Below are 4,326 nucleotides of genomic sequence, written 5' to 3'. Positions count from 1 at the left end.
TTTCGTCCGGCTCAAACCTCCTGCTGGAGTATGCCGCCACCCGGGAACCTGATTATTCCATTGATCTGCCTAAAATCAGACAAAACATTACCTTACATCTCAATGGTAAAGATGAGAAGACATTTTCAGATTACATTGAAGTGTTATTTTCATCCATTGAGAAAAAGCACAGTGTGGACTATCTGTATCTGATCGTAACGGAATTATTTATGACCTTCCATATTTATTATCACATACTGGAGAATACACCCACAAACATAAATGAATTTATTTCTTCCATATTGGATGAAGAGTATACACTGGAAAGTTTAAAAAATACAGCAATCCATTACGGGCTGCAATGCATCCAGCAAAATGACACCTCTCCTTCTGATGTGGCACTGAGTAAAAAACTGATGTCCTATATTGATGAACACTACCATAACCAGGATCTATCCGTAGCCCAGATCGGTGATATTTTTCAGTTAAACCCCTCTTATATGGGCAGCGTGTTTAAGAAAGTAAATGACATATCCATACTCCAATATATTACAAATGTTCGTATGGAAGCCTCCAAACGACTTTTGGAATCCAATCAATATAAAATTTCTGAAATAGCGGAGCAGGTGGGATATTCGGATGTCTTTTACTTCAGTAAACGTTTCAAAAAATCTTACGGATACTCTCCAAAAGATTATGCACTTCGTAATAAAAGTTAAATATATTTTAATTCTATTAAATTATTTTCATGCGTAAAAAATATGCAGGATGGGAGATTTATATGAAAAAGAAATTAATGGCAGTCCTCTTAGCGCTATCGATCGCTATTCCGACAGCTCTACCTACGAACCAAGTTACTGCACTGGCAGCAGAAGCACCATTGACAGCAAATACGGCACAGGATTATCAAAATCAAAAGAATCAAGCAGCAATGGCAGGACTTCCGATAACAGAAACAAATGAAACTGAAGCAGGAGAACGCGAGAACAATACACCTAGTTCGACGGAATCTGTAAATGGAAATCCTGAAACTTCAGATGAATCGGACTTCAACTCGAATAACCAGACCTCTTCTTCCGAATCTGAAACACCTCTGACCGAAAAAAAAGATGAGACAGAAATTACAGAACCGAATATGACAGAAACAGAAATTACAGAAAAAGTAACAGAACCTCTTACAAAACCGGAAGAAGAATCTGCGGATATATCATTGGGATCAAAACAGCAACGTGGGAAAGCAAACCAAACGGAAGTATCCTCTTCCGATAAAGTAAATACAAAAAATACTACGTACACGATAACCTACATATTAAACGGCGGAAAAAATGCTCTGGGAAATCCTGCTTCCTATTTGACATCACAAAATGTAACATTAAGAACTCCATCCCGGAATGGGTATTCCTTTTCCGGATGGTTTCTGGATAAACAATACAAAAAGCAAATCAAAAATATTACAGCTGGAACCAGTGGTAACATTTCGGTATATGCAAAATGGAAAAAGCTAAAAGAATACGCCCCAAAATCCAATTCAGCACGAATCACAAGCTGTAAAGGCAGCGGTGTGGATAAAATTTACATTAAAGCCAAAATCACCAAACGGATTAAAAGCACAGATTCCTACTACTATCTCGTTACCGTGGATCCGGCTTCCGGTAAGATTTTAAAAAGAGCTGCAAAATCACCAAAGAAAACTTCCGTAAGTTTTACCCTGAATACTGCCGAACCCAATAAAGGATATATAATGGCTAAATACGCCATTGCAGTCAAACAGAAAAAAGGATATAAAGTGATCAGCAGTTCCAAATACGTAACGAGTCCCGAAAACACTGCCCAAAACCGACATACCTATGAAACCGGTAAGACAAAAAAAGGGATACAGTTTACAACTACTCAGGATGTGGAAAGAGTTGATGCCAAGAACACATTTCTAAACTTATACGCATCCACTATTTTATCGAATCCGGATACGACTTATAAATATAACGGAAAAACTTATCGATTTAACAGTTTAAGGGGATATGAAATTGCAGTATCCGAATTTAACTCAAAGGGCATTAATGTAACGTTACAGTTAGGCCTGGATTGGGGAGATGGAAGTTATCAGGATTTGATTGCTCCCGAAGCAAGAAGCGAAGGACATATCCTTTATACCTGGAATACTTCGAACAAAGCGGCAAGAGAAAAAATGGAAGCAATCTTCAGTTTCCTTGCCTCAAAATTCAGCACCAGTGATTGCCTGATATCCAACTGGGTTTTAGGTAATGAAGTAAATTCCTGTAATCTTTGGAACTATAAAGGAAGTATGAGCAAGAATAAATTTATCAATTCTTACTCTTATGCTTTCCGTTCCCTATATAACGCGGCAAAGAGCAACTGGAATAATTCCAAAGTATTCATCTGTCTGGATCATTGCTGGAATACCGCCGATGCAGGTTATACGGCAAAAGACTTTATGAATTCCTTTGCTAAGAAAATAAAAAGTATGCAGAGCGGAATTGATTGGAATGTGGCATTTCACGCCTATCCGGCTCCGTTAACCAGTCCTGATTTCTGGAATAACAGTGCTATTTCTTCCAAAGAAGATTCACCTTATGTCACGATGGAAAATATACAGGTATTAACCAATTACGTTAAAAAGCACTATGGCTCAAATACCCGTATTATCTTATCCGAACAGGGATTCAGTTCCTCAAAAGGAGAAGACGTACAGGCAGCAGCAATCGCATACGGATACTACAAAGCGGCATGTAATCCGATGATCGATTCCTTTATCATAAGAAGTTATGCTGACGAACCCGGTGAAACAGCACAGGGTCTGTATATGGGCATCAGCGGTAAAAAAGCATATAATGTGTTCAAATACATGGACACCAAAAATTCCGGTAAGTATACCAACAAATATTTGAAAACCATTGGTAAATCCAGTTGGAAGAAGGCCGTTCCCGGCTACACACCCAACAGGATCTATAAAATGTACCGTAAATAAATCTCCATGCCAGCAGACTTTTAAGCTAGAGCGTGTTTTTAAATTCATCCCCGCCATCTGCACGCCCCACTTTGCGGCATATTTGCCCCGAATTCAGGTTACATAGCCCGCTATGTGCCCTTCATTCGGGACAGATCATGCAGTTTTCCTATTCTCTTACATTGATATACTTTTAGGTATCTTCAGGATATCTTCCATTGCCATCTCTGTGAATTCTGCTATCTCCTGTATGGTTTTCCCGGCACGAATCATGTTTTCTGCAATCTTAATCTGCTTTCTGTGTTCGCCTTCCACAATACCTTCCTCCAACCCTTCCTCAAATATAATTTTCTCTACTTTCAACATACGAATTTCCCTCCTTATCTCTTCTGCCAGCTGACTGCTTATAATCTTATCAGCGAAAGTCAGCAGTCCTGCCATAATAAACGTTCGGTCGTTTTCATCTTCTATTTCTTTTGCTAACAAGATGATCTCTTTTAGAAGAACTTGTTTATCTTCTTTTCCTTTTACTGTCAATGGTAATATAATCATTTGCATTTTTTCATCATCTGTCAGTTTCTTAAGGCATTTTATTTTCTTCTTTATATTTTCAAAAATACGGTCTGTGTCTAAGCCGCATAAAAATGCCTGCTCAATTTTAAAAGTGAGGCATCCAATATCCAAAACATCGTTTGCCTGTTCCACATCGGAGGTATACAGGATTAAAACCCGTATTTTCACCCCCATCCATCCCTTTCCCAGCCTTTTTAATATTCTGCAGACATAGTCCAGATAACCTAAAATATCATTATTTAAAAATTTACTTTCATAATCTACCAGCACAATGCTGTTATCTTCCAGCAAAAACAAATTATCCAATCTCAGTTCATTAACCTGAATGCCAGGCAGATTGGTTGGCAGTACCTCAATAATCTTCGGTAAATCAATTCCGTAAACAGAAAATGATTTCTCTTTTAGTGACTCAGCAAAAATTTTAGATAAAATATCTTTGTTTTGATACGCAATTCCTTCCAGCGACAGCACTCTCCTTCACGTGCAAATGTACCATTATACATATATTACATGAAAAAGAGAATAACTTTTAAATATATACGTATCATCATACTTTGCTTAACAAATAGGGGTTTTGATTTGAATAAATCAGAAGTTTACACAGAAAATGAAAAATCATTAAATACACATAAATAGATCGGGTGAATCTCTTATTATTTTTTAATATAACATAACTGTAAGAATAATGCAAGGGTTTATTCCACTAATAGTCTAGCCGGTTTTAAAACACTATATTGGGGTTTAGCTGATAAAAGACGCTTTGTAAATGATAGGTAGTGTACGGAAAGAGAAGGGGGCGGACCAGGACA

4 protein-coding genes are annotated in these 4,326 nt (G+C 37.6%); 3 read left to right on the top strand and 1 reads right to left on the bottom strand.

All coding sequences use genetic code 11. The features are described from left to right. From ACH2DQ_RS01985 to ACH2DQ_RS01975, 3 genes are all read left to right on the top strand, one after another. Window positions 1-698: helix-turn-helix transcriptional regulator (locus ACH2DQ_RS01985; protein WP_395025301.1), on the top strand; the 698-nt coding region annotated here is incomplete at its 5' end. Window positions 699-760: 62 nt separating this feature from the next. Continuing rightward, window positions 761-2,965, top strand: coding sequence for a DUF5722 domain-containing protein (locus tag ACH2DQ_RS01980; protein ID WP_394916077.1), 2,205 nt, complete (start codon window positions 761-763; stop codon window positions 2,963-2,965). A gap of 42 nt (window positions 2,966-3,007) precedes the next feature. Continuing rightward, the gene (locus ACH2DQ_RS01975; RefSeq protein ID WP_394916087.1) at window positions 3,008-3,130 is read left to right on the top strand and encodes a DUF6783 domain-containing protein; all 123 of its coding nucleotides are present in this window, start codon (window positions 3,008-3,010) and stop codon (window positions 3,128-3,130) included. On the opposite strand, the gene ACH2DQ_RS01970 is transcribed toward ACH2DQ_RS01975, so the two are convergent. After that, the gene (locus ACH2DQ_RS01970; RefSeq protein ID WP_394916076.1) at window positions 3,122-3,988 is read right to left on the bottom strand and encodes a hypothetical protein; all 867 of its coding nucleotides are present in this window, start codon (window positions 3,986-3,988) and stop codon (window positions 3,122-3,124) included. The genes ACH2DQ_RS01975 and ACH2DQ_RS01970 overlap by 9 nt on opposite strands. Window positions 3,989-4,326 lie beyond the last annotated feature (338 nt).

This window comes from Robinsoniella sp., from assembly GCF_034124845.1.
Note: the sequence above shows the minus strand (reverse complement) of the source record. Positions and strands in the feature narration are given on the sequence as shown.

Bases quoted from the DNA above. Each gene is read 5' to 3' on its own strand.
- ACH2DQ_RS01980 (WP_394916077.1), top strand. From the start codon at position 761: ATGAAAAAGAAATTAATGGCAGTCCTCTTAGCGCTATCGATCGCTATT.